Annotated in this window: 21 protein-coding genes; 12 read left to right on the top strand and 9 right to left on the bottom strand. The window is 67.8% G+C overall.

Translation table 11 applies throughout. The annotated features are described in order from the left end of the window. Window positions 1-41: 41 nt before the first annotated feature. From Q8L83_RS04785 to Q8L83_RS04800, 4 genes are all read left to right on the top strand, one after another. Window positions 42-1700, top strand: coding sequence for a choline dehydrogenase (locus tag Q8L83_RS04785; protein ID WP_305285059.1), 1659 nt, complete (start codon window positions 42-44; stop codon window positions 1698-1700). Window positions 1701-1721: 21 nt separating this feature from the next. Continuing rightward, window positions 1722-2672: an aldo/keto reductase gene (locus Q8L83_RS04790; RefSeq protein ID WP_305285060.1), complete on the top strand. Its 951-nt coding sequence runs from the start codon at window positions 1722-1724 to the stop codon at window positions 2670-2672. A 221-nt stretch (window positions 2673-2893) separates the two neighbouring features. Further along, window positions 2894-3316, top strand: a complete 423-nt coding sequence (gene rnk, locus Q8L83_RS04795) for a nucleoside diphosphate kinase regulator (RefSeq protein ID WP_305285061.1) — start codon at window positions 2894-2896, stop codon at window positions 3314-3316. A 16-nt stretch (window positions 3317-3332) separates the two neighbouring features. Then, window positions 3333-4085, top strand: a complete 753-nt coding sequence (locus Q8L83_RS04800) for a sulfite exporter TauE/SafE family protein (protein WP_305285063.1) — start codon at window positions 3333-3335, stop codon at window positions 4083-4085. A 59-nt stretch (window positions 4086-4144) separates the two neighbouring features. Here the strand turns inward: Q8L83_RS04800 and Q8L83_RS04805 are convergent, their stop codons facing one another. Then, window positions 4145-6376, bottom strand: a complete 2232-nt coding sequence (locus Q8L83_RS04805) for a TonB-dependent receptor (RefSeq protein ID WP_305285064.1) — start codon at window positions 6374-6376, stop codon at window positions 4145-4147. Between the two features lie 223 nt (window positions 6377-6599). On the opposite strand from Q8L83_RS04805, the gene Q8L83_RS04810 reads away from it, so the two are divergent. Then, window positions 6600-8150 carry a N,N-dimethylformamidase beta subunit family domain-containing protein gene (locus tag Q8L83_RS04810; protein WP_305285065.1) on the top strand — a complete coding sequence of 517 codons (1551 nt, stop codon included), beginning with the start codon at window positions 6600-6602 and terminating at the stop codon, window positions 8148-8150. A gap of 30 nt (window positions 8151-8180) precedes the next feature. On the opposite strand, the gene Q8L83_RS04815 is transcribed toward Q8L83_RS04810, so the two are convergent. Continuing rightward, window positions 8181-9458: an aminotransferase class III-fold pyridoxal phosphate-dependent enzyme gene (locus Q8L83_RS04815; protein ID WP_305285066.1), complete on the bottom strand. Its 1278-nt coding sequence runs from the start codon at window positions 9456-9458 to the stop codon at window positions 8181-8183. 85 nt (window positions 9459-9543) lie between these two features. On the opposite strand from Q8L83_RS04815, the gene Q8L83_RS04820 reads away from it, so the two are divergent. The 3 genes from Q8L83_RS04820 to Q8L83_RS04830 are packed head-to-tail and all read left to right on the top strand — an operon-like array spanning window position 9544 to window position 12301. Beyond that, window positions 9544-10488 (top strand): carbohydrate kinase family protein, encoded by a 945-nt coding sequence (locus Q8L83_RS04820; RefSeq protein ID WP_305285067.1) that lies wholly within the window; start codon window positions 9544-9546, stop codon window positions 10486-10488. Continuing rightward, window positions 10488-11138 carry a class II aldolase/adducin family protein gene (locus tag Q8L83_RS04825; RefSeq protein ID WP_305285070.1) on the top strand — a complete coding sequence of 217 codons (651 nt, stop codon included), beginning with the start codon at window positions 10488-10490 and terminating at the stop codon, window positions 11136-11138. Before Q8L83_RS04820 ends, Q8L83_RS04825 begins: the two co-directional genes overlap by 1 nt. Further along, window positions 11135-12301, top strand: coding sequence for an MFS transporter (locus Q8L83_RS04830; protein ID WP_305285071.1), 1167 nt, complete (start codon window positions 11135-11137; stop codon window positions 12299-12301). The genes Q8L83_RS04825 and Q8L83_RS04830 overlap by 4 nt, the downstream gene beginning before the upstream one ends. Here Q8L83_RS04830 and Q8L83_RS04835 read toward each other — a convergent pair. Beyond that, on the bottom strand, window positions 12298-12975 hold the full coding sequence (locus Q8L83_RS04835; protein WP_305285072.1) for a TetR/AcrR family transcriptional regulator: 678 nt from the start codon (window positions 12973-12975) through the stop codon (window positions 12298-12300). The two genes, Q8L83_RS04830 and Q8L83_RS04835, sit on opposite strands and share 4 nt — an antisense overlap. A gap of 126 nt (window positions 12976-13101) precedes the next feature. After that, entirely contained in the window at window positions 13102-13653 is a 552-nt protein-coding gene (locus Q8L83_RS04840) for a PAS domain-containing protein (protein WP_370868351.1), read from the bottom strand. Window positions 13654-13824: 171 nt separating this feature from the next. On the opposite strand from Q8L83_RS04840, the gene Q8L83_RS04845 reads away from it, so the two are divergent. Continuing rightward, on the top strand, window positions 13825-14706 hold the full coding sequence (locus tag Q8L83_RS04845; RefSeq protein ID WP_305285074.1) for a hypothetical protein: 882 nt from the start codon (window positions 13825-13827) through the stop codon (window positions 14704-14706). Window positions 14707-14713: 7 nt separating this feature from the next. Here Q8L83_RS04845 and Q8L83_RS04850 read toward each other — a convergent pair whose 3' ends face one another. From Q8L83_RS04850 to hfaA, 4 genes are all read right to left on the bottom strand, one after another. Then, window positions 14714-17596 carry a pitrilysin family protein gene (locus tag Q8L83_RS04850; protein WP_305285076.1) on the bottom strand — a complete coding sequence of 961 codons (2883 nt, stop codon included), beginning with the start codon at window positions 17594-17596 and terminating at the stop codon, window positions 14714-14716. 102 nt (window positions 17597-17698) lie between these two features. After that, complete coding sequence (gene hfaD, locus Q8L83_RS04855) at window positions 17699-18937, bottom strand: holdfast anchor protein HfaD (RefSeq protein WP_305285077.1); 1239 nt, start codon at window positions 18935-18937, stop codon at window positions 17699-17701. Further along, window positions 18867-19871, bottom strand: coding sequence for a holdfast anchoring protein HfaB (hfaB, locus tag Q8L83_RS04860; protein ID WP_305285078.1), 1005 nt, complete (start codon window positions 19869-19871; stop codon window positions 18867-18869). The genes hfaD and hfaB overlap by 71 nt, the downstream gene beginning before the upstream one ends. Continuing rightward, a complete protein-coding gene (gene hfaA, locus Q8L83_RS04865; RefSeq protein ID WP_305285079.1) occupies window positions 19861-20256 on the bottom strand; it encodes a holdfast anchoring protein HfaA in 396 nt (131 codons plus the stop codon). The genes hfaB and hfaA overlap by 11 nt, the downstream gene beginning before the upstream one ends. Window positions 20257-20472: 216 nt before the next feature. Here hfaA and Q8L83_RS04870 point away from each other — a divergent pair, with 216 nt between their 5' ends. The 3 genes from Q8L83_RS04870 to Q8L83_RS04880 all read left to right on the top strand — a co-directional run bounded on the left by Q8L83_RS04870 (window position 20473) and on the right by Q8L83_RS04880 (window position 22218). Then, complete coding sequence (locus tag Q8L83_RS04870) at window positions 20473-21132, top strand: rhomboid family intramembrane serine protease (protein ID WP_305285081.1); 660 nt, start codon at window positions 20473-20475, stop codon at window positions 21130-21132. A 67-nt stretch (window positions 21133-21199) separates the two neighbouring features. Then, window positions 21200-21628, top strand: coding sequence for a CBS domain-containing protein (locus Q8L83_RS04875; protein WP_305285082.1), 429 nt, complete (start codon window positions 21200-21202; stop codon window positions 21626-21628). A gap of 32 nt (window positions 21629-21660) precedes the next feature. Further along, window positions 21661-22218: a GNAT family N-acetyltransferase gene (locus tag Q8L83_RS04880; RefSeq protein ID WP_305285083.1), complete on the top strand. Its 558-nt coding sequence runs from the start codon at window positions 21661-21663 to the stop codon at window positions 22216-22218. Window positions 22219-22220: 2 nt separating this feature from the next. On the opposite strand, the gene Q8L83_RS04885 is transcribed toward Q8L83_RS04880, so the two are convergent. After that, window positions 22221-22655, bottom strand: a complete 435-nt coding sequence (locus Q8L83_RS04885) for an Rrf2 family transcriptional regulator (RefSeq protein ID WP_305285084.1) — start codon at window positions 22653-22655, stop codon at window positions 22221-22223. Window positions 22656-23143 lie beyond the last annotated feature (488 nt).

Consider the following 23143-nt stretch of genomic DNA (forward strand, 5'->3'; position numbering starts at 1 on the left):
GGGCAGCCAGCCCGGCGTGAGTTTCAGGGGAGGCCGGTCACATGGACCGCTACGACTACATCATCATCGGCGCCGGCTCGGCCGGCTGCGTGCTCGCCAATCGACTCAGCGAAAACCCGGCCACCAAGGTGCTGTTGCTGGAGGCCGGCGGCCGGGACAACTCCATCATGGTCAAGATGCCGGCCGGCGTCGGCGGCCTGATCGGCAAGGAAGGCCCCTACAACTGGGGGTTCTGGACCGAGCCCGAGCCGAACCTGGATGACCGCAAGCTCTGGTGGCCCCGGGGCCGGGGCTGGGGCGGCTCGTCCTCGATCAACGGCATGATCTATATCCGCGGCCACGCGCGCGATTACGACCAGTGGCGCCAGATGGGTCTGACCGGCTGGTCCTACGCCGAGGTGCTGCCCTACTTCAAACGCTCCGAAGCGCTGGAAGGCGGCGGCGACGCCTGGCACGGGGGGGAGGGGCCGCTGAAGGTCTCCAAGGCCTCGTCCACCAATCCCATCTACGCCGCCACGGTCGAGGCCGGACGGCAGGCTGGTCACCCGATCACCAAGGACTTCAATGGCTTCCAGCAGGAAGGTTGGGGGCCATATCAACTGACCGTTCACGACGGCCAGCGGTGGAGCGCGGCCAAGGCCTATCTGCATCCGGCGCTGAAGCGACCCAATCTGACGGCGCTGACCGGCGCGCGGACCAGCCGGATTCTGGTGGAGAACGGTCGGGCGACCGGCGTCGAGTACGTCGACGACAAGACCAAGGAGGTCCGCAAGGTCTATGCCGAGGCTGAGGTGCTGCTATGCGCCGGCGCCGTCCAGTCGCCGCACATCCTGCAACTGTCGGGCATCGGCGATCCTGAAGAGCTGACCGCCCACGGCATCACGCCGGTGCATGAACTGAAGGGCGTCGGCGCCAATCTGCAGGACCATCTGGACGTGACCCTGTCCTGGGAATGCCCGCTGCCGATCACCGCCTATTCCATGCGCAAGGGCCTGATCAGGACGCTCGGCGTCGGCATGAACTACATGTTCTTCAACAAGGGCCCCGGTCGCCAGCAGTTCCTGGAATCGGGCGCCTTCCTGCGCTCGCGGCCGGATCTTGATCGCCCCGACCTGCAGATTCACTGCGTGCTGGCCATCATGCAGGACCACGGCAAGGTCTCGGTGGCCAAGGACGGCTTCACCTTCCACGTCTGCCAGCTGCGTCCCGAGAGCCGCGGGCGGGTGGGCCTGCGTTCGGCCGATCCCATGGCCAACCCCGCCATCTTCGGCAACTATCTGGCCACCGAGGAAGACCGCCGGGCGATCCGCGAGGGCGTCAAGATGATGCGCCATGTGGCGGCCCAGAGCGCGCTGGACCCCTATCGCGGGGCGGAGTTCTCGCCGGGCGAGGCGGTGCAGACCGACGCCGAAATCGACGCCTGGATCCGCCGGACGTCGGAGACGATCTATCACCCGGTGGGCACCTGCAAGATGGGGACGGCTGACGATTCCATGGCGGTGGTCGACGGCGAACTGAAGGTCCGGGGGCTCTCGGGCCTCCGCGTCATCGACGCCTCGGTGATGCCGACCCTAGTGGGGGGCAATACAAATGCGCCAACCATCATGATCGCCGAGAAGGCTTCGGATATGATCCTGGGGCGCCCGGCCCTGCCGGCCGAGGAGGCGCCAGTTTACGAGGACGGCCAGAAGGCCGCCTGATCATAATAAGGGAGGCCGCTCATGGAGCTGCGCAGACTGGGACGTTCCGACCTCATGGTGGCCCCGCTGGTGCTGGGCACGAACGTCTTCGGCTGGACGGCCGATGAGAAGACCTCGTTCGCGATCCTCGACGCCTTTGTCGACGGCGGGTTCAACGCCGTCGACACCGCCGACGTCTATTCCCGCTGGTCGCCGGCCGGCGCCGGGGCCTCGGAGACCGTCATCGGAAACTGGATCGCCCAGGGCGGTCGCCGCGACCGGATCGTGCTGGCCACCAAGGTCGGCTCGGAGATGGGCGAGGGGATGAAGGGGCTGTCGGCTCACTATATCGAGCAGGCGGTGGAGGCTTCCCTCAAGCGCCTGCAGACCGACTATATCGACCTCTACCAGTCCCACCGCGACGATGCCGATACGCCGCAGGAGGAGACCGCCAAGGCCTATGAGCGGCTGGTCAAGGCCGGCAAGGTGCGGGTCATCGGCTCGTCCAACTTCAGCCCAGAGCGCCTGAAGTCCGCGCTGGAGGCGTCCAAGGCGCTCGGCGCGCCGCGCTATGAAAGCGAGCAGCCGCTCTACAACCTCTATGACCGGGCGGGCTTCGAGGCCGGCCTGCAGCAGGTCTGCATCGCCGAAGAGGTGGGGGTCATCCCCTATTACGGCCTGGCCAGCGGGTTCCTGACCGGCAAGTACCGCTCCGAAGAAGACCTGGCCAAGAGCCCCCGCGGCCGGGGCGCCAAGAAGTACATGGACGACCGCGGCATGAAGATCCTGGCCGCCCTCGATCAGGTGGCCGGCGCCCACTCGGCCACGCCAGTTCAGGTGGCTCTGGCCTGGGTGATGGCTCAGCCCGGCCTCACCGGACCGATCGCCAGCGCCACCAGCGTCGCGCAGCTGGATGAACTGATGGGATCGGCGCGGCTCAAGCTGACGCCTGAGGACCTGAAGGCGCTGGATACGGCCAGCGCCGCGGCCTGAGGTCCGATTGACTTCGCCTGGGCTTGATGGGCTTGCTGACCGCATGGCGAGCGCGCGCACATTGCGAATCCGAATTCGAGGGCGGGACCTGGCGGCAGGCTCCGAGCCCCGAGCATGCGCTGCGTGTCAGCCAGGCTCGGGGTCAATCCGCCGTATCTGACCGCCGGGGCGAGCATGAGCCGTCCTGGCTCCATGCTCATTCCTGCAATCGGATTGCCACCATGTCAGCCCCCGACTCCAAGGCCCTGCGCCCCACCATCATCATTTGCGAAACGGACGCCGAGCGCGTCACCGACCTGGCTCTGAGCGCGCGCGCCCGCACGCCTGGCCTTGCGGATCTTTTGCTGGAAGAGGTCGAGCGCGCCGAGGTGCGTCCAGACGGGGCGATGCCCGACGACGTCGTCGGTATGGGCGCCTGCGTCGAGTTCATCGATCTGTCCCACGGGGGCAGCCGGACGGTGACGCTGGTCTATCCGGGGGAGGCCGACATCAGCGCCGGGCGCGTCTCGATCCTCACCCCCGTGGGTGCTGGCCTGCTTGGCCTCCGTCCAGGCCAGTCCATCCAGTGGCCCGACCGCGAAGGCCGTGAACGGGAACTGCGCGTCGTCAGCGTGCGCAGGCCCGAACCGGCGATGGCGACGTAATGCGAGGCGCGGCGCGGTGTTGAGCGATCCGGCCTTCTACGCCCTGGCCATCCCGGCGGTGATCCTGCTGGGCCTGGCCAAGGGCGGGTTCGCTGGCGTGGGGGCGGTGGCGCTGCCCCTGATGGCGCTGGTGATCTCGCCGGTGAAGGCGGCGGCCATCCTGCTGCCGGTGCTCATCGTTCAGGACATTGTCGGGGTCTGGGCGTTCCGGCGCAGCTGGGACCGGTCGATCCTCGCGCTCATGATCCCATCCGCCGCCGTCGGCATCGCCTTGGGCTATCTGCTGGCGGCGCAGGTGTCGGCCACGACCATATTGGCCGTGCTGGGCGCCATCAGCATCGTCTTCGCCCTTCACCGGCTCTGGCTCGCCCGCGGCGGCCGTATCCAGGCTCCCAGCCATGCGCCCCTGGCTCTGGGCGGTGTGCTTGGCGTCGCATCGGGCTTCACCAGCCAAATCGCCCACGCCGGGCAGCCGCCGTTTCAGATGTGGGTCCTGCCCAAGGGATTGCCGCCGGCCGTCCTGGTCGGCACGACGGCGATCTTCTTTGCGGTGATCAACTGGCTGAAGGTCCCCGCCTATCTGGCGCTCGGCCAGTTCACATCGGAAAACCTCCTGACGGCCGCGGCCCTGACGCCGGTGGCGATCGCCTCGACCCTGGCCGGGGTCTGGCTCGTTCGGCGGATCAAGCCCGAGCGCTTCTATACCGCCATCTATCTGCTGATGATCGCGGTCGGCGCCCAGCTGCTGTGGAAAGCCTTCGCCGGCTGAGCGCCCACTCGCGCTTGATGGGGACCATCCCGCGCGAGTGGGTTCGATCTGTCAGATCTTCAGTACCGATAGCGGAGATAGGCCCCCAGGCTGCGGGGACGGTTCAGGGTGAGCAGATCGACCCCCAGGCTGTCGATGTTCGAGATCGAAACCTTGTAGGTCTCGTCAAACAGGTTGCGCGCGAAGAGGCCAAGCTCGATGCGCCCGTCCGGCGCCTGCCAGCCCGCCTGCGCGCCCACGACCCAGACGGCGTCCTGCGAGAGGCGCTCGGCGTTCGAATTGTCGAAATAGACCTTCGACGAATAGGCCGCATCGAGCGTGCCCACCAGTTCGCCGCCCTGGGGCAGGGGATGGCGATAGTTGGCCGCCGCATTGAAGGTGACTTCCGGCGACTGCGGCAGTCGATTGCCGGTGAAGTCGTCGCCCTCCGAGAAGTACTCGCCGTAGGTGGCGTCAAGGAGGGAGAGCCCGGCGTCGATCGACAGGTTTTCGCTGACCCGCGCGGTCGCCTCGATCTCAGCCCCATAGACTTCGGAGTTGGCGGCGTTGTCCAGAACCAGCACCGTCAGCCCGTTGCGCAGGGCCTGGGCGAAGACCTGCTGATCCTGGTAGTCATAGTAGAAGGCCGACATGTTCAGCCGCACGCGCCGGTCGAACAGTTCGGACTTCAGGCCCACCTCGTAGGCGTCCAGCTGTTCGTTGTCATAGGGGATCAGCTCCTCGGGCGTCGTCGCCAGACCGCCGAAGAAGCCGCCGCTCTTGAAGCCGCGATTGTAGGTCGCATAGAGGTTGAGTTCGTCATTGACCTCGTAGCGCAGGCCCAGCCGGCCCGACCAGGCCGAGAAGGTCTTCTCCTGTTGCGAGGTGAGCAGGACGATCAGGCCGCCTTCGGCCTGGCTGCGGTAGTCGAAGGACTTTTCGTCGGCCGAATAGCGCAGGCCGACCGTGGCGGTGAGGCGCTCGGCGAGCTGGTAGTCGGCCTGGCCGAAGAAGGCGTAGCTCTTGGTCTTCTGGGTGTAGGGATAGCTGAAGGCCGCGACGCTGTCGGCGAGGCTGAAGCCGTCCGGGAACAGCGGACGCAGATCGCGCAGCACGTCCTGGGTCGAGGCGTCCTTGACCGTTTCGTCCATATAGTAGCCGCCGGCCACCCACTTCAGGCGATCGTCGCCTGTGTCGTTCGACTGCAGCCGCAATTCCTGGGTGAACTGGTTCTGGCGAGCCAGATAGTTGATTTCCAGCATCTGGTTGGGGCTGGAGTCGGTGTTCTCAAACGCGTTGCGGTGCGCCCAGGAATAGGCGGTCACCGAGACCAGGGAGATGGCGCCCAGGTCCCAGTCCACCTGCGCTGAGGCGCCGAACAGGTCGATCTTGTCCTTGCCCTCGGCGTTGGCGTCCAGGGCGCGGTCGTCGCCGTCGGTGTCGCTATAGCCAAAGGCGTCGCCGCACAGGCCCGAGCCATAGAAGGTCGGCGCGCAGAAGCCGTCGGGACCCGTAGCCTCGGCCGTGAAGGGAAACAGCGCCCGGTGCTGCGGCTGGGTGGCTTCGCCGCGATTGACGAAGCGGTTGACCTGGAACAGCGCCTCGACGTCCTCGTGGGGCGTGTAGAGGGCCGACAGGCGGATCGCCCAATAGTCGGTGGCGTTGACGTCGTCGCCCGTGACGCGGTTGTAGGTGGTCCCGTCATCGCGCACGACCTGGCCGGCGGCGCGCACGGATAGCACGTCCTCAATAACCGGACCGCTCACCGCGCCGGTCAGATTGACCGCATTGTAGGTCGCGTACTCGGCGGCGGCCTCGGCGCTGAAGGTGCGGGTGGGCCGGTTGGTGGTGACGTTCACCGCGCCGCCGTTGGTGTTGCGGCCATAGAGCGTGCCCTGCGGCCCGCGCAGAATCTCGATCTGGCCGATGTCGAAGAAGCCGGCCATCTGCGCCAGCGGCGAGCTGACATAGACCCCGTCCACATAGATGCCGACGCCGCTCGATGAGTTGGGATTGAAGTCGCTCAGGCCCACGCCGCGGATGAAGATCTTGGGGTTGGCGGCGGCGTCGCCGCTGCTCACCCGCAAGCCGGGGGCGAGGTTGTTGAGCCCGGTCACATTGGTGACGCCGCGGGTGCTCAGCGCCTCGCCCGAGAACGCCGTCACTGAGACCGGCACATCCTGAAGGTTCTCGCTGCGCTTCTGGGCGGTGACCACCACCTCCTGGATCATCATGCTGTCAGCGGTCTGCGCCATCGCGCTTCCGCCAGACAGCGCCACCACGGCGCAACTCACGAACAATACGGCTCTCATCGGGATCCCCTCTTCACATCATTCTTGCGACCCCGCTTATACGATAGTAAAAACTATGCAAATCAAGTGAGCTGCTCGTCGCCGCGATCGCATCTGCGGGGATGATCAGGTTTGCGGCGCCGCACCGAGCTTATGACCGAGGCTTGGTCGAACGGCCTTTGCGCGGGCATCGCGCCTTGCGAACGATAGGGACTGCTACTCTTCTCGAACGAAAGGGGCGTCGATGCTGGCCTGTTATACCGACCGCCTGAGCGTACGACCGGGCGAGCGTTTTGCGTTGCACGCCACCGCGGCGCGCGGGCCCTGTCGCCTCTCCATGGCGCGGGTGGGCATGGACCGGCGCGAGGTCCTGGCGCTGGAGGGCGTCATCGTCGGCGACCACCCGGTCCCGCCCCATGCCGACCGTGATGGGTGCGGCTGGCCGGTGGCCCTGGAGGTCGAAGTCGGCGGCGACTGGGCGTCGGGCTATTACGACATCGTGCTGACCGATGCGGACGGGGAGGAGGCGCACCACTTTGTCTGCGTCAAGCCGCCCCTGGGCGAGCGCCGGTCCAGCGCCGTCATGGTGCTGTCGACCAACACCTATCAGTCCTACAACTACTGGGGCGGGGCGAACGCCTATGCCAACGTCGCCGAACTGATGTCGGGCGAGACGCCGTTCGATCAGGCGATGGACGAGGCGATCGGGGTCCTGTCGACCCAGCGGCCCTTTCCACCTTTGATCGTCGCGCCGCCCGCCGATGTGCCGCGGCTGGTCAATCTTCGCAAGCGCGGATATCGCGAGCGGCCCTGGGCCTCCGACTATGCCTGGATGTCCAAGCACAAGGCCTCGCCCTATGACGGCTCGGCGGGTTTTCTGCATAAGTGGGAGCACGTGTTCGTGGCCTGGGCCGAGGCCGAGGGCTACGTCCTCGACTTCGCCACCGACTACGACCTGGAGGTCGAGCCCAACTTCCTCGACGGCTATGAGGCGGTGCTGTTCGTCGGCCACAGCGAATACTGGTCGGTGGGCGAGCGCGACCAGGTGGAGCGCTTTGTGGACGCCGGCGGCCGGGCGGCGATTCTGTCGGGCAACACCTGCTTCTGGAAGGTGCGCTGGGAAAACGACGGCAAGACCTATGTCTGCCACAAGTGGCGCGGCTTCGAGGCCGAGGACGTCCCGCCGGAGCAGGCGACCCACCTCTGGTCGCACCCGGCCTTCGGCAAGCCCGAGGCCGAGATTACGGGCCTGAGCTTCGTCTTCGCCGGCTACCACCGCCTGGGCCTTTGCGTGGCGCGCGGGCAGGGGGGCTTCACAGTCTATGACGACCGCCATTGGGCGCTCGAGGGATCAGACCTCTTCTATGGCGACCTGTTGGGCGGCGACCTGCCGCTGATCGGCTATGAGAGCGACGGCTGTCGCTTCCAGTTCGGGGATGACGGCCTGCCGCGGGCGACGCCTGCCCTCGGCGTGCCGGCGAACCTGGAGATCATCGGCATCGCGCCTTGCGCCTTCGGCGAGGAGGCCGGCCGCGGCTACAATCCGATCATCCCGCCAGAGAAGCTGGACGTGATCGCCGACGTGATGTTCGGGGAAAGCAGCCCCGAGGCGCAGGCTAAGGTGCTGCGGGGCCATGCGGTGCTGGCCAGCTTCAAGCGCGGCGCGGGCGAGGTGTTCAACAGCGGCACGACCGAATGGGCCCATGGCCTGGGCGCGCGGGACCCGTTCGTCGAGACCATCACCCATAATGTCCTGCGCCGCTTCGGCGTCAGCCGGCCGGGCGCGCCCGCCTGATCTGAAGGCGGGGCGCGTTCGGCCGTCCGATCAGTGGTCGAGCATCTGGGTCATGAAGGCCAGCTTGGCCGGCGCCTCCAGGGGACCGGCGGCCTTCATCAGCTTGAAGGCGTCGTCGGCGGCCTGGACCGCGAAGTCGATATCGCCGTCCGTCATGGCCGCGCAGATGAACATGTTGTGCCAGGGGTGCACGTAGACCCCCCGCTTCATCAGCGCCTGGGCCCAGAAGTAGCCCTTGGCCAGGGCCGGGTCGTCTTCGAACATGATCAAGGGCATTTGGGCCGGGCCGCTCTGGCGCAGGGGGAAGCCGTGGCGGCGGGCGCTTTCGTCCAGGCCATCCCGCAGCCGCTGGCCCAGGGTCTCCGTGCGCTCGAGATAGTCGGTGTCCCGGATCCGGGCCAATGTCTTCAGGCTGGCCGCCATGGGCGCCGCCGAGAACCAGAAGGAGCCGGTGGCGTAGATCGTCATCGCCGCCTCGCGGGCGACCTCCGCCCCCATCAGGGCCGAGATGGGGTGGCCGTTGGCGATGGCCTTGCCCCAGGACGACAGGTCAGGCTTCACGCCCACCAGGGACCAGCTTGAGTCCCGCGCCAGCCGGAAGCCTGCGCGCACGTCATCGACGATCAGCAGGGCGCCGTGCGCGTCGCAGAGCTCTCGGGCCCGCCGGGCATAGGCCGGATCGGGCAGTTCCTGGTCGATGAAGGTGTCGTGCTTGATCGGGGCTGCGAAGATGGCCGCCAGGTCGTCGCCGGCTTCGCGCACGGCGGCCTCAAGGCTCTCCACATCGTTATAGTCGTAGAAGACCTGATGGGCCCGATCGCCTGGCGAGACGCCCCGCTTCAGCGGCGTGCACCAGGGGGCGGCCCCATGGTAGGCGCCGCGGGCCAGCAAGACCGTATTCTTGCGGGTGTGGTTGCGGGCGATCATCAGCGCCATGGTCGTGGCGTCTGTGCCGTTCTTGCAGAACATCGCCCAGTCGGCGTGGCCGACCATGCCCACCATGGTCTCGGCGAGTTCGACCATGACTTCGGCCGGCCCCGTCATGGTGTCGCCCTGGCGCATCTGCGCGACATAGGCGTCGTCGATTTCGCGGTCGCCATAGCCAAACAGGTTCGGGCCATATCCGCCGAGGAAGTCGAGGTAGCGGTTGCCGTCCACGTCCCACAGGTGGGCGCCCTCGGCGCGGGCGAAGAACTGAGGGTAGTCGTCAGGCAGGAGCGCCACGGACTGATGCCCGTACATGCCCCTGGGGATAACCGCTTGCGCGCGTTCGACGAGCGCCTTGTTCTTGCTGTTGGTCCAGCTCATCGCCTGTAACCCCATCAGAAAAGATAGCTTTGACTACCTTATATGCGCAAGGCTACAAATCAACCACGCATCGGACGGAGATAGCATGACTGGCGGCCTACTCTGTATCGGGCTGACCACGCTGGACGTGGCGGCCCGCCCCATCGACGCGCTGCCGAAGGGCGAGGGGACGCGCCTGATCGAGGGGGTCGCCGTCGCGCCGGCGGGCACAGCCGCAGGGGCGGCGATGGTGGCCGCCCGCCTCGGCGTCGCGACGCAGCTGGCGGGCAGCATCGGCTCCGATTTCATGGGTCGGGTGGTGCGGCTTGGCCTGGAAGAGCAGGGCGTCGACACCTCTCTCCTCCAGGTCATCGAAGGGTCTCCGACCTCGGCCACGGTCCTGACGATCGATTCAGGCGGGGGCCGCCCGAACTTCCACGCCCTCGGCGCCGGGCTGTTTGCGCCGGTCGGCGAGCCGGTCATCGCCGCCGCAAAGGCGGCCGCCTTTTTCCACTACGGCGCCATCGGCGGGCCGGCCACGGATGGCGGGCCTGGCCTGGCCGTCATGCAGGCGGCGAAGGCGGCGGGCGCGGTCGTGACCTGCGACCTGATCTCGCCGCAGGCCACGGCGCTGGCCGAGCTGGAACGGCTGCTGCCCTATACCGACTACTTCATGCCCAGCGTCAGCGAGGCCTTCGCCCTGTCGGGCGCGCAGGATCTCTCGGCGGCGGCTGATGTGTTCCTGGGTCTGGGCGCCGGCGCCGTAATCATCAAGAACGGGGGGGCCGGCTCCTATGTCGCGCTGGGGGCGGAGCGGACGGTTCTGCCGGCCTATGACATCACGCCTGTCGACACGACGAGCTGTGGCGATTCCTACTGCGCGGGCTTCATCGCCGGCCTGAGCCGCGGCCTCGCCCCGTTGGACGCCGCCCGTTTCGCGACGGCGGTGGCGGCGCTGGTGGCGCAAGGCCTGGCCACCCTGGGCAAGCTGGACTCCTATGACGGCGTCCTTCAGGCGATGAGGACGATGCGCTTGAAGGAGCCGGGCTGATGTCGGCGGACAAGGAAGCCAGGCTACGGAGCCGAATGGTGGAGACCATGCGGGCCATGGACGCCCGCGGCCTGAACCGTGGCACTTCGGGCAATCTTTCGGCCCGACTGGGCGAGGGGATGCTGGTGACCCCCAGCGGCGTGCCGCCGGAGCGGCTCACCCCCGAAGCGATGGTGTTCGTCGCTGCTGACGACTCCATTCCCGCAGGCCAGCTGAAGCCGTCCAGCGAGTGGCGGATGCACATGCAGATCCTGCGACGGCGGCCCGATGTCGGCGCCGTCGTCCATTGTCACTCCCGCCACGCCACCATCCTGGCCTGCGCCGGGCGGCCGATCCCGGCGGTTCATTACATGGTCGGCGTCAGCGGCGGGCCGAGCGTCCCCTTGGCGCCCTATGCGACCTTCGGCTCCGAAGAGCTCGCCGATCTCGTCGTGGCGGCGCTGGATGGCCGGAATGCAGCCCTGATGGCCAACCATGGCCAGATCACGGTGGCCCCGACGCTCGGCGCGGCCCTGATGATCGCCGAGGAGATTGAGGAACAGGCCGCGGTCTATTGGGGCTGTCTGGCCATCGGCGGTCCTAATCTGCTGTCAGACGACCAGATGGACGAGATTCTGGTGCGGTTCGGCTCCTACGGGCAGACGAAGTGAGCGCGTCGGCCGAGACTCTGGAGCGGCCCGAGCCACTGAACTTTGCCATCCTGCATATCGGCATCGTCGCCCTTCTGATCGCGGGCCTGCAGCCCCTGGTGCTGGGCGGGCTGGCCGAGGCCGGTCGACTGACGGTCTCGGGCATCGGGCTTGCCGCCACGGCTGAACTGCTGGCCCTGGGGGCGGTCTGCGGCCTGGCCGCCGCCCTGCTGCGGCCCACACATCTGCGGGCCAAGCTGGCGGTGGCCTGCCTGGCCCACGCCGCCTGTAACCTTGCCAGTGTCTGGGGCGCCGATGGGGTCCTGATCGGCCTGCGGGGCCTGGCCGGGGCTGCGGCCGGCGTGATGCTCTGGTCGACCATCGGGATGATCTCGCGCTCGGTCCGGCCCGAGCGTCAGGCCGGCATCTTCATCACGGGTCAGACCCTGGCCCAGCTGTTGCTGGCGGCGCTGCTGCCGCGGACGGTCATGACGGCGTTTGGCGTGGACGGCGCCCTTGTGGCCCTGGCCGTAATTTCGCTGACTGCAGCCCTGGCCGCCCTAGGCGCGCCGCGCAGCTTCGCCCCCTTGCCGCGACCGACCGCCGGTGCGACGGGCCTGCCGCCGCTGGCCTGGGTCGGGCTGTTTGCGGTGTTCCTCTACATGGCCTTCATCGTGGCGATCTGGGTCTATCTGGAGCCCCTGGCCGCCGCTGCGGGCCTGGCGCCGGCGCAGGCTCACGACGCTGTGGCGGCCGCCTTGGCCATGCAGGTCCTGGGCGGTTTGGCGGCGACCCTGATCGGCGCGCGCCTGAGGGCGAGCCACGTGATCATCACCGCAGCAGTCATCAATCTTGGCCTGGTGGTCGGCCTGTCGGCCCATCCCGCCGGGCTGGTGTTCATCGGCCTGGTGGCCGCCTTTGGCTTCCTGTGGCTGTTCGTGCTTCCGTTCTACACCGTGCTTCTGATCGGCATTGACCCGACCCGCCGCTCCGCCATGCAACTCGGCGCCGCCCAGCTTCTGGGCAGCAGCGCAGGCCCGCTGGCGGCGGCGCTGCTGGTGGGCGAAAGCAATGCGGACGGGGCGATGAAGCTGGCCGGCGTCTGCCTGGCCGCGGCGCTTGTCCTGTTTGTCGGCGTCGTGGTGGCGCTTGCGCGCAAAGGCCCGCTGCCAAGCGGCGTTTAGCTCTTGGCGTAGCGCTCGGCCAGCCGGCGATAATGCATCGCCACCATCCAGCAGACGTCCTCGTTGATCCGATCCTCGTCCTCGGTCGGCTCTTCCAGCACCATCTCCGTGGCGGCGTACATCATCTCGGTGGTGAGGCGCGCTGAGCGGAACAGCTCGACTTCGGGAACGTCCGGATAAGAGCTGGTGAGGCGCGCGCTGATCTGCGCGGCGACCTGGTCGCGCGACGCGATGCGGATGTCCCGCAACAGTGGCACAGCGCGAAGGGCGCGCATGATCCAGATCCCGCCGGGGCTGTTGCGGGTGATTTCATTCACCTGGCGCTGCATCTCCCGGTTCTTCGCGACGGCCTCATCAAGGCTGGCGGCCTGCAGACCGCCGGACTGAACCCAGGCGAACACGGCTTCGTCCTGCGCCTCCATCAACCGGCGCGCCAGCTCTCCGAGGATGGCGTACTTGTTCGGGAAGTACCGGTAGAGGGCAGGCGGCGTGATCCCCGCCCGCTCGCAGACGAGGTTGGTGGACAGGCGCTCGAAGCCCACCTCGCCCAGAAGCTCGCCCGCCGTCGAGAGCACGGCCTCAAACGTGTTGCGCGCGCGGCTTTGCGAAGGCGTGGCGCGGGCGTCGAGCGAGACGAGCATCGGCTCGGCGGGCAGCGCTACGCGCTTGGGCATCTCACCTCATCAGGAGTTGTCGCGCGGACGGGCCGCTTTTCCGTCTTAAGCTTATCTCATCGGCGCCGCAGGGTCATCCTCGGCGCCGAGAGCGCTGGAGAGGTGGCGCGCCGCGCGCCCAGGATCCTAGGCGATGCGGCGCCCGTCGATGGCGGCCAGGCGCAGGCGCGGCGCGGCCTGGTTGGAGGCGCCGCCCTTGCGGATATCCACCAGGGAAAAGCTCAGCAGCGGCAGGCCCTTGAGCCGGGCGACCATGGTCAGGGGCTGGTAGAGGCAGAGGAAGCGGTCGGGACCGTCTTCCGGGCCGGCCAGCGGCGCGAACAGAATCTCCATGCCGATGGCGACGCCTTCAGCATGGGCCTTGGCGGTCACGACAATGGGCTCTGGCCGTCGGCGCGCCATCTCCAGGGCGGTCTGCAAGTCCATCCGATCCTGAGCGCTGAACAGCGAAAGGGCGTTCTGCTGGCGCAGATCGCGCTGGTGCAGTTCACCGACCAGGGCGCCGGCCAGACGGATCGGATAGATGCCCGAACAGACCCGCCCCAGCATCACGACCTGGGGCAGCAGGTCGGCAAAGTCAGCCGGACTGATCGACGTCCGCGGCGGCGGCCCCCCCGGAAGAGCCCGATCTTGCCAATAGTCTATCAACCGTTCCGTGTTTGGATGGCACATCGACATCGCTGCGCGGCTCCAGTCGCGGCCAATCGCGGCCGCATGGGGCTTGCAGAAGAATTCGGACCAAGCCGGCTCTGTCTCCTTCCGGGACAGTCGTGATCGGGCGGCTCCTCACTCAGGAGCCTCTCGGCGTGAAATTTGCAGGGGTCCGCAGTATTGAGTTGGGAGGCCGAGATGGCGCCGCAAAAGACCCTGCTTGGCTTGATCCTGGGATCGGGTCTGTTCCTCTTGGCAGGCGCCGCGCCCGAACGGGCCGAGGCCTGCTGTGAGCCCCCGCCGCCGGCATGCTGCACGCCGCCGCCGCCGCCCTGCTGCAAGCCGCCGCCCCCGCCGCCGCTGCCCTCCAATCCCCCCTGCTGCACCTCGCCCGGTCACGGCGTGAAGGTGCCGGGCGTCAATGTGGTGGTCGCGCCCACCGTGGTGGTGAACGCCAGCGCCGGCGCCAGTGTGCGCGCCTCGGCCGGCGCCGGCGCCGGCGCGGGTTCGGCGGTCTATTATGGTGGCGGCGGAGGCGGCGGTTATTACTCGCCCCCCGTGGCCACGGGCCTCATCCAGGGTCTGAACGTCGAGGGCGGCCGCAAGATGAAGCGGACGGCCTATGAGGCGACCCGCTCCAGCACCCGTCGCGTGGTGATCCAGGCCGTCTGCATCGACGATCGTCAGTCGCCGCACCCGGCTGCGCAGCTCTTCCCCGAGCGCGATGTTCGCGACATCTTCGACGGCGAACTCTATCGCTGCCTGGCGGGCACGCGCCTGCAGGCGACCATCGCCGAATATTCCGGCCAGGTGGACTTCTCCGGCGGCCAGTCGCTGGTCTGCGCCAAGGGCGAGGCCCTTTATCACGCCCCCGGCGGCCAGGTGACCTGCCGTCCCCAGAAGCCGGCCCGCGACTGCAACGAGCGCTCGCTGCTCCGTCGCTTCGGCGCCGGCATCAAGATCCTGACCATGGTCAGCACCGAGACCTACACCGCCTATCGCGAGGAAGAGGAATACTCCGAGTCCTCCTCCTCGATGGCGCTGAGCCTCGACGGCGGCGTCGGCGGCACGGTCTACTAAGGGGCGCTCAGCTCTCCGGGACCACTTCGATCTTCCAGGCGCGGTCGGGCGAAAGGATTCGCTCGGCCGCGCGCTGCACATCGGCGGCCGTGACCCGTTCAGTGCCCGGGATGACGGCGCGGATGGCTTCCAGGCGGCGGGGGTCGGTCTGGGTTCGGGCCAGCTCGCTTAGCCAGTAGTCATTGCCGACCCTGGCGCGTTCGATCCGCTCCAGCCGCGGCTGACGCGCCCGCTCCAGCTCGTCCTCATCGATAGGATTGCGGCGGAGATCATCGGCGATCTCGGCCACGTCGGTGAAGAAGGCGTCCAACCCCTCCGGCGGAATCTCCACGCTCGCCGAGATGTAGCCCCAGCCCGTCCAGACATAGGAGTGGTTGTAGTTGACCGACGGGGAATAGGTCGCGCCCTGGCTCTCGCGCAGCTCCTCCACCAGCCGAAGCCGCAGAACTTCCCCGAGAACGGCGGCCTCGCGGGCGGCCTGCGGATCGGCGAAGAAGTCGGTGCTGGGCCAGGCCACATAGCCGATGGACTGATCGGCGCGTCCCTTGTGCGTACGCCTGACCGGTGTCGCCGTGGGCGGGGGGAAGACGACCGGCGCCGCTTCGGGCCGAGAGACATCAGCGCGAGCGGGCAGGGCGCCCAGGGTGCGGGCGACCGCGTCGGTAGCCTTTTCCACCGTGGTGTCGCCGACGATGATCACCTCGATCGGCGCGCCAGAGAGCGGACCAGCCAGCTGGGCCTTCAGGTCGTCGGGTGTGGCCTGGGCGATCTCTGCCTTGGTGGGGAAGGTCCACCGGCGATCCCCGGAATGCAGCAGGCCCGACAGATCGCGGGACAGGACGCCGCCAGCGGTCGCCTCATACTGTTCATGGATCGTCGCCCCGGCCGCCTGGATGCGCGCGAAGGCCTCCGTGCGCCAAGCCGGATCGGCCAGATAGGCGCTGAGCACCTGCATCTGGACGTCGAGGTCCTCGGGCCGGGTGGAGCCGGACAGGGTGAAGGCGTCGTCGCCTACCCGCAGGCGGGCGCCATAGACGTTGGAGGCCAGAACACGTTCCATATCCTCGGCGGTGATCTTGCCGAGGCCGCCTTCCACCAGGGCCTGGCTCGCCCAGGCCAGGCTCTGAGTGTCGGATGGCAGGCTCTGAAGCCCGTCCCCCACATGGACGGCGACCAGGACCTCGTCATCCTGGAACCGCGTCGGCTTGATGGTCAGGCGCACGCCGTTGTCGAAGTGGACAAAGACCGTATCCAGGTCGGCCACGTCCCGGGTCTCGACGACCTTGCCGGGCGCGCCAAACTGGCTGTAGGGCCACTCCACCGCGCTCAGGGCGGCAGGCGGGGCGACCTCCGTCTGGCGCGCAGCCTCATAGGCGCTCAGCACCGCAGCCTCGCCGCCTTCGACCATGGTCGGGGTAGCCAGGAAGATCAGCGGGCCCTGACCCTGGAAAGCCTCTTGCAGCGCACGGGAGACGGTGGCCGCCTCAAGGCCATCGACGGCCTCCTCGAACAGCGCCAGGTCCTGGGCCGGACTGGTGACCACGTCATTGTCCGCCGTGGCGCCCAGGATCTGCTGGGCGAGGCTCGAAGGCCGCCGGGTGGCGGCGCCGGCCACGCTGGCGCGCAGGCGCGCGCGGTACTCGGCGATCTCCCGGTCAAGCTCATCCTGGCGCACGCCGTGGAGGACGGCGCGGCGTTGCTCGATCTCGATGGCCTGGAGGGCTTCACGCCAGCGGCCCTCCTGAGCATTGGCGATGATGCTGGTGGTCTCGGCGGCGCCGAACTCGTCGTTCACGAAGGCCGCCGCGCCGAGGAAGGGCGGATCAGCCGCCCGCGACAGGACCGATAGGCGCCGGTTCAGCACCGAAAAACCAAGCTGTTCGATCACATCGCCCCGGCGACGCGCCTTGGTGTCGGTGGACATGTCCGGATCACGGACCCAGGCGATTTGCAGCGCCCCCTGGACGCCGGGCTCCACGGCCACCTTGGCCTCCAGGCCTCGCCGCTGGACGCCGCCAAGGTCGGGATCATCGCCTGGCGCGCCCGCGGCGGTCCAGCCGCCGAACGCTTCGATGATCTGGGCTTCCATGGCGTCGACATCGAAATCCCCGACCGCCACCAGCAGGGCGCGCTCGGGGCGGTAATAGGCGTCGTAGAAGTCCCGAAGCCGCGAGGCTGGCGCACTGCGCAGCACCTCGACCTGGCCGATCGGGTAGCGGTCGTTCAACCGCTGGTCCTTGAGCAGGAAGGCCAGGCGGTCCTTGTAGGTGCGATAGGAGGGCGCATCCCGGGAGCGTTCCTCCGACAGCACGATGCCGCGTTCACGATCCACCGCGTCCTGGGCGATCAGCAGGTTCATCGCGGTCTCTCGCAACAGCATCAGGCTGGTGGACAGGATCTCCTCGTCGGTCCGCGGCAGGTCCAGCTTGTAGATGGTCTCGTCAAAGCCGGTCGAAGCGTTGGTGTCGGCCCCGAAGGCCAGACCCAGGCGCTCCAGGATCTTGACCATCTCGCCCTCCGGCACGGCCTTGGAACCATTGAAGGCCATGTGCTCCAGGAAGTGGGCGAGGCCCTGCTGGTCGTCGTCCTCCATCAACGAGCCGGCGTCGATGCGCAGCCTCAGGGCGGCCTGGCCAGGGGGAATGGTCTGGCGGCGGATGGCGTAGCGCATGCCGTTGGGCAGGGCCCCGAACCGGATTTCGGGATCGACCTCTACGTCGGAGATGGCCTGGGGCCATTGGCCCGGCGCCAGATCCGCGGCCGCCGTCGCATGGGCGCCGACATGGGGCGCGGGCTCTGCGGTCTGCGGGGCGGCGTTGGCCAGGCCAAGATGGCCGGCAAGGGCGAGGGCGGCGGTAAGCGCAAGCGCCGCTCGCTTCAAAAAGATCATGGATGCGTCCGCAATTCACCAGAATAGCGCGCACCATCGCCGCCGGATGGGGCGAGGGCAAGGCGCGATGGCGACGGACGCGGAGCTCTCGCCCCGACAACGCTACTGGCCGGAGGGCCGGCTCACATAGTAGCTGGCGGTGTTGCCGACGGCGTTGGCGACCCCGGTCGCCGAGCGGGCGTAACCGGTGACGTTCACCGAGCTGGTGGCGCTGACATCGGAGTTGTTCACCTGCTGGCTGGTGGCGACGATGCGCCCCTGGCAGTCGCTGCAGGCATAGCCGGTCGCCGCATTGCCGATGGCCGTGGCGGTGGAGGAGGCGTCATAGCCTTCCGCGCCGGTGAAGTCGGCGATGACCTCGACGCCGCCGCCCTCGTTCAGCTGGACGGCGTCGATCAAGGTTTCCGAGCCGAAATTGCCGGCCATGAAGGAATTGCCTACCCCATAGGCGATGCTGGCGGCCGAGCCGAACTGATAGGCCGAGGCCTCGCTCTGGGCCCGCACATAGGCCTGGTTTTCCTGGCCGCTGGTCACGTCCAGCAGCCCGCCTTCGTTGGCGGTCGAGATGTTGTTGCCGCTGGCGGTCGCGCTCGTGGTGCTCAGATAGGCGTTGCCATGGGCCGTGAACTGGCTGGCCTGGACCAGGCCGGCCTGATTGTCCTGGTCGATGATGTAGCGCTGCCCCGATCCGCCTATGCCGGAGGCGGTGACATTGGTTCCGGTGGCTGTGCCGGCGAAGGTCGCCGCGCCTTCCACATAGCCATAGGAGCCGCCGCCATCGGCGACCACATCGGCGCGGTTGGTCTGGTTCACCCGAGCACCGACGACGCTGTAGCTGACGCCGAAGCCCTGGCTGACGCCCAGCGCCTGGGCCGACGCGGTGACATCGCCCACCTCGGCGTTCGGCGCCTCGATGTGGCTGTGGCCATAGATGACGCCCGGGCCGGTCTGCTGGTTGTAGACCCCGGTCAGCGTCCCTTCGTAGATGTTGGACTCACTGGTCACGCCGGTGGCGGCGGTGGTCAGGCTGGTGACGGCGCCCGAGCTAACAGCCGCGTCCAGCCGGGTGTCGGCGGTGACGTCGGCCTGCAGGTTCTGGTTGGCGCGCACGTCGAGGGTCACCCCTTCGCCCGAGCCGTCGAAGGCCGCACCGGTGGCGGTGGTGACCGCTGTGGTGGCTTCGGTGATCTCGACCACGTCCAGGGTCTGACCGGAGAACACGTCTCCGGTCTGGACCTGGTCGCTGACGATGACGCTGTCGAGAACCTGACTAGTAGCGGCCGCGGACGTCAGAGTCGCGGCTGACGTTCCAGCGATTAGGATCTTCGCGAGTCTGCGCATTGTTGGTCCCCAGATTGTTGTAGGCGGGGACATAGGCCCCTGTGAGGCCCACCGTGGTCCCGGCTAGGGGGTCGGAGGACAGGCAGGCCTGGGGACCAGGCATGCCGTAGAGATTGGCGGTCATCTCGACCACGGCCCGCTCCACCAGCGAGCGGACGGCCAGCTGCATGGGTTCGAGCGCGCCTGTGCCGGCGGAGACGTCGAAGACGTTGCCGCCCAGGAAGTCGAACATGCCGACACCCACTTCACGGCCGATCACCTGCTTCTGGTAGGAGATGACGTCGACCACCTCCAGGGTGCGGGTATTGATGAGCCGCAGGTCCAGGCCGATGTTCATGACGAACAGGCGCCCGCGGATATTGCCCTTCAGATCCCGGGGGTCGGGATCGCCCGCGCCGACATCGAAGCCTGAGGATCTGATGTTGAAGTTCAGCTCGGTCAGCCCGCCCGCGACATAGAAGTCCGAGCCCGGCACCTGGCCGGCCAGGATGCGGCGGTATTCGGCTGGCATGTTGGGGGCCGGATTGGGCTGGTCGGAGATCAGCTTGTTGTTGGCGTACTTCAGTTCGAGCTCGGACACCGAGGTGTCGAACCGCTCCACCAACGGCATGCCGGCCTTGGCGAAGGCCGACATGGCCATCAGCGAGGCGCCCTGCGTGATCTTGCGGCCGCTGCCGTCCGACTCCGCCTTGCCGGTGTAGTCGGCGATGCGGCCGATGGCGATGCGCGGCGCAGTGATGTTGGCCGTGCGCGCATAGCCCGCCATGCAGACCAGCGCCGTGGAGTAGGGCGTCGGGTTGGACGTCACCGGCGCGCTGCCGATCGGATTGCTGTAGTTGCCGCCGGGACCGGCCACGGGGGTGGCGCAGGCGCTCAGCGCGATCGCGGCCGCGCTCAGAACGCCAAGGGCGCGGAACGTATGCTTAGTTTCCATCGCCGACCCCGCCGGAGCTCATCTGCACGCCGGCGCTGACATTGCCGTTGTTGATCTGGGTGGAGTCGATGATCACCGTATTGTAGTTGCCCTGGGTGACCACGACGAGGTTGTTGCCGATGGCGCTGGAGCCGCCGGAGCTTGCGCCGACGCCGGCATATGCGTCCGCCGAACCCCAGGACCGGCTGAAGGACGACTGGTCTTCGCCGGTCAGCATCAGGCCGTCCACGATGACCCGGTTGCCGTTGGCGTCGCGGGTGGAGACATCGACGGGGTGATTTTCGGAGCCGGCATAGCGACCCCAGCCGGCGTTGAAATCCGCCGAGTTGGTGGTCATCTGCTGGGCCTGGGCGCCGCTGGCCGCCAGGGCGCTGGCGATAAGCATGGCGGCCCATGTCGCAGATCGGGGCTGGGCCTTTGGCCTCTCATCGGTGGGGGCGATAGCCATGAACTTGGCGGACTCCGGACAGCGGCGGCGCTAGGCCGTCGTTAAGCAAACCACGTGCCAAAGATGGACACTGGCGTCCTATCTAGGGGGGCAACCCTCGCAAATTCGTTAAGGCTGGCGCCTTGCAAGTCTGAACGCCTCTGGAGGGCCCCTTTGACCGAACCCCGCGAGCCCATTTTCAAAGCCCCATGGCCGGCCATGGTCCTGGTGGGCGCCATACTCGGCGCCTTCGCCTGGCAGGTGTTTGTACTGGGGGAGGGGGCCTATGCCCGCTTCGGTTTTTCCCCGGCGGGTTTTGAGGCGGGCGGATGGGCTGGCCTGCTGACGGCGCTCTTCATACATGGGGGCGCGGTCCACGCGGCCATGAACGCCGCCGGCGCCCTGGCCTTTGGCGCCCCTGTGGCGCGCCTGTTCGGTCTGCGGATCTGGGGCGGCCTGGTCTTCTTTCTCTTCTATCTGGGCTGCGGCGGCCTCGCCAACCTGGCCTTCGCCAGGCTGCACCCCGGGGAGGAGATCCTCCTGGTGGGGGCGTCTGGCGCCGTGTTCGGCCTGATCGGGGCGGCGACCCGCATTCTGGCGGGCGGAGGGCGTCTTGCGCCGGTGTTCGACAGGCGGGTCCTGTTCATGAGCGCCATCTGGATCGGTCTCAACCTGATGATCGCCGTTCTGGGTTTCGCCCCGGGGCTCGACGGCGCCGTGGCCTGGGAGGCTCACATCGCCGGCTTCCTCGCGGGCCTGCTGCTGGCGGGACCAGCGGTCTGGCTGGCCAACCTGGGGGCGCCTCCGCCGTCGGAAATCCCGCCCCGGGCGTGACGGGTGATTGCCAGGACCGTCGTTATGCGACAGGCTGCACATCTGTAGGATGAGGGCTGGACGACCTATGCTTGTATCCCAGATCCTGAAGGCCAAGGGCGACCTGGTCTTCACCGTCACCCCAGGCGACACGGTGACCGCGGTCACCGCCCTGTTGCACGCCCGCCGGGTGGGCGCCCTGGTGGTGGTCGACGCCGGCAAGGTGGTCGGCATCGTTTCCGAGCGCGATGTGGTTCGCAGCCTGGCCGAGCTTGGCGCGCCGGCCCTCGATCGCCCCATCTCCAGCTGCATGACCAGCGATGTGCTGTTCGCCCGTCCTGGCGAGACCGTAGACGCCCTGCTGGAGCGGATGACCGACCGGCGGGTGCGCCACCTGCCGGTATGTGAAGACGACAAGCTGCTGGGCATTGTCTCGATCGGCGACCTGGTGAAGCACAAGATCTCCGAAGTGACCGCCGAGGCCGATGGGCTGAAGGCCTATATCGCCGCCGGTTGAGCGTGCGACTTCCCCGGCTTGAGGGCGATCGGGTGGCCGTTCGTCCCCTGGAAGCCTCCGACCTGCAGGCCTGCCATGATCTCTATGATGAGATCGGCTGGTCAGACCCTCGTCTGGGCGCGGCCGAAAACCTGGCCTTGCGCCGGGATTGGCTGGACTGGACCGTGCGCAGCTACGACCAGCTGGCCGCCCTGCATCAGCCGCCCTATGGCGAGCGGGCGATCACAGATTCCGATCAAGGGTTCGTCGGTCTCGTCGGGACCGTGCCCCGGCTTGAGCCTTTCGGACGACTGCCTGGTCTGGGCGGGCGGCCCGATGCGCGCAGGACGCCGGAGGTGGGCCTCTTCTGGGCGGTGCGGCCAGCCTTTCAAGGGCGCGGCTACGCCACGGCGGCGGCTGGTCTGGTCAGCGCCTGGCTGTTCGACACAATGGGACTGGCGCGGATTCTGGCTGGGACCGAGGCTGACAATGCCGCGTCGATCGGCGTCATGAGGCGGTTGGGGATGCGGATCGAGCTGAATCCGGGCCCGCCGTCGCCGGGGTTCGATGTGACCGGCGTGCTCGAGGCGCCGCAGGCGCCCCCGCTTTAGAACTAGGCCTGGAACACTTCGCCGCCATCGCCGGTCGCGGCGTCGGCCAGGCTGTAGCCCTCCAGCACCGAAGCCGTCGCGTCGCGGGCGCGGAGCAGGGCCTCGCGCAGGGTGCAGGTCGCCAGATCTGGGCAGTCATCGCATTTTCGAAAGGCCGTGCGGCTGACGCAGGGGGCGAGCCCCAGGGGCCCGTCGATCACCCGGATGACCTCCGCGAAGGCGATGTCCCGGGCCGGCCTGGCCAAGGTATAGCCGCCGAACTTTCCGCGGCGGCTGACCACGAGGCGATTACGGGACAGTTCCAGCAGGATGGCTTCGAGAAACTTCCGGGGGGCGTCGGCCCGCAGGGCGAGCTCGCCGGACGTCAGCTGGACGCCTTCAGCCCGAGCCAGCTCGACGAGGGCGCGCAAGGCGTAGCGGGTCTTCTGCGACAGCATGGTCAGAGGCGCCTCCCTTACGCGCCCGTGCCCTCCATAGGCGCCGAGCGCCACGGTGGGCAAGCTCGGGCGCCTCATCGTCGTGCGACATACCGTCGGGGAGGGGAGTCTTGACTCACGATGGGTGGCGCGCTAAATACGCTCCCCTGGCCGAAACGACGGGCGAAGACGTGGCGTTAGCCGAAAGGCTGTTGACCTCTTCTTAATCTGTCGTTAAGTTCCGGTCCTTCAATCGAATCGCTGCGGACATATGAGGGCAGCCCCTCGGCGGCCCGGAGTGATTTTTGCGCCAAATTTCTCCGGAAAGATGACGCAAAGAAAGTCCGCAAGGATCGATTGACAGGTGTCGGGGTGGCGACTAGATACGCCGCTCCTCGCCGGGGCCGGAAGGTTGGCGGGGCTGGCGGAAGCCGGTTTGGTCTTTGACATTGTTGAATTGGAAAGAGAAACGCAGGCGGCGGTGTTCTGGCGATGGTTCTTCGGAACTG

The sequence above is a fragment of the Phenylobacterium sp. genome, assembly GCF_030680185.1.
GTDB lineage: Bacteria > Pseudomonadota > Alphaproteobacteria > Caulobacterales > Caulobacteraceae > Phenylobacterium.

Coding starts and splice junctions, on each gene's coding strand:
- Q8L83_RS04785 (WP_305285059.1), top strand. CDS start 42: ATGGACCGCTACGACTACATCATCATCGGCGCCGGCTCGGCCGGCTGC.
- Q8L83_RS04790 (WP_305285060.1), top strand. CDS start 1,722: ATGGAGCTGCGCAGACTGGGACGTTCCGACCTCATGGTGGCCCCGCTG.
- rnk (WP_305285061.1), top strand. CDS start 2,894: ATGTCAGCCCCCGACTCCAAGGCCCTGCGCCCCACCATCATCATTTGC.
- Q8L83_RS04805 (WP_305285064.1), bottom strand. CDS start 6,376: ATGAGAGCCGTATTGTTCGTGAGTTGCGCCGTGGTGGCGCTGTCTGGC.
- Q8L83_RS04810 (WP_305285065.1), top strand. CDS start 6,600: ATGCTGGCCTGTTATACCGACCGCCTGAGCGTACGACCGGGCGAGCGT.
- Q8L83_RS04815 (WP_305285066.1), bottom strand. CDS start 9,458: ATGAGCTGGACCAACAGCAAGAACAAGGCGCTCGTCGAACGCGCGCAA.
- Q8L83_RS04820 (WP_305285067.1), top strand. CDS start 9,544: ATGACTGGCGGCCTACTCTGTATCGGGCTGACCACGCTGGACGTGGCG.
- Q8L83_RS04825 (WP_305285070.1), top strand. CDS start 10,488: ATGTCGGCGGACAAGGAAGCCAGGCTACGGAGCCGAATGGTGGAGACC.
- Q8L83_RS04835 (WP_305285072.1), bottom strand. CDS start 12,975: ATGCCCAAGCGCGTAGCGCTGCCCGCCGAGCCGATGCTCGTCTCGCTC.
- Q8L83_RS04840 (WP_370868351.1), bottom strand. CDS start 13,653: ATGTCGATGTGCCATCCAAACACGGAACGGTTGATAGACTATTGGCAA.
- Q8L83_RS04845 (WP_305285074.1), top strand. CDS start 13,825: ATGGCGCCGCAAAAGACCCTGCTTGGCTTGATCCTGGGATCGGGTCTG.
- Q8L83_RS04850 (WP_305285076.1), bottom strand. CDS start 17,596: ATGATCTTTTTGAAGCGAGCGGCGCTTGCGCTTACCGCCGCCCTCGCC.
- hfaD (WP_305285077.1), bottom strand. CDS start 18,937: ATGCGCAGACTCGCGAAGATCCTAATCGCTGGAACGTCAGCCGCGACT.
- hfaB (WP_305285078.1), bottom strand. CDS start 19,871: ATGGAAACTAAGCATACGTTCCGCGCCCTTGGCGTTCTGAGCGCGGCC.
- hfaA (WP_305285079.1), bottom strand. CDS start 20,256: ATGCTTATCGCCAGCGCCCTGGCGGCCAGCGGCGCCCAGGCCCAGCAG.
- Q8L83_RS04875 (WP_305285082.1), top strand. CDS start 21,200: ATGCTTGTATCCCAGATCCTGAAGGCCAAGGGCGACCTGGTCTTCACC.
- Q8L83_RS04885 (WP_305285084.1), bottom strand. CDS start 22,655: ATGCTGTCGCAGAAGACCCGCTACGCCTTGCGCGCCCTCGTCGAGCTG.